The following is a 699-nucleotide window of genomic DNA, read 5'->3' as shown; positions in this document are numbered from 1 at the left end:
CCGGGCCGGCAGCCCCTGGAAGTGCACCCGCTCACCCGCCATCTTGATCCACCGGGCCAGCGACTCGTTCTCCGGGAACAGATCCAGGATCGCCTTGTCGGTCTTGGCGATGTCCGACGCGTCGAACACCTCCGCCCCCGCATCCATGAAGCCGACCATCGCCTCCACATGCTTGGCCATCGACTCCCGAGAGCGGGCGGTGAACCCGGCCGGGTCCTTGGCCGCCGCATCCGCCATCTCCTCGAAGGCCACGCCCACCGGCAGATACGCCAGCGGGTCGTGCGCGCTGGTCTGGTCTGTGACGATGTCGATCGGCGCGCCCTCGGCCAGCATCCGCGGCAACAGCTCCGCCGCATTGCCCAGCAGACCGATGGAGAGCGGCTTGCGCTGGTCGCGGGCCTCGGTGGCCAGCTGCAGGGCGTGGGCCAGGCTGTCGGCGCGGACGTCCAGATAGCGGTGCTCGATGCGGCGGTCGATGGCGCGCGGGTCGCAGTCGATGCAGATCGCCACGCCGTCGTTCATCGTCACCGCCAGTGGCTGAGCGCCGCCCATGCCACCGAGCCCGGCGGTCAGCGTGATGGTGCCGGCCAGGGTGCCGCCGAACTTCTTCGCCGCCACCGCCGCGAAGGTCTCGTACGTGCCCTGCAGGATGCCCTGGGTGCCGATGTAGATCCACGAGCCGGCCGTCATCTGCCCGTA

General features: G+C 70.0%; 1 pseudogene. It reads right to left on the bottom strand.

Annotated features, from left to right (window positions below):
* A pseudogene (locus IF20_RS36890) lies at nt 1-699 on the bottom strand (urocanate hydratase); the annotation flags it as partial.

It is taken from the genome of Streptomyces niger (assembly GCF_000718305.1).
Classification (GTDB): Bacteria; Actinomycetota; Actinomycetes; order Streptomycetales; family Streptomycetaceae; genus Streptomyces; species Streptomyces niger.
The sequence above is the reverse complement of the archived record's forward strand: the minus strand, read 5'-3'. Positions and strand labels throughout refer to the sequence as shown.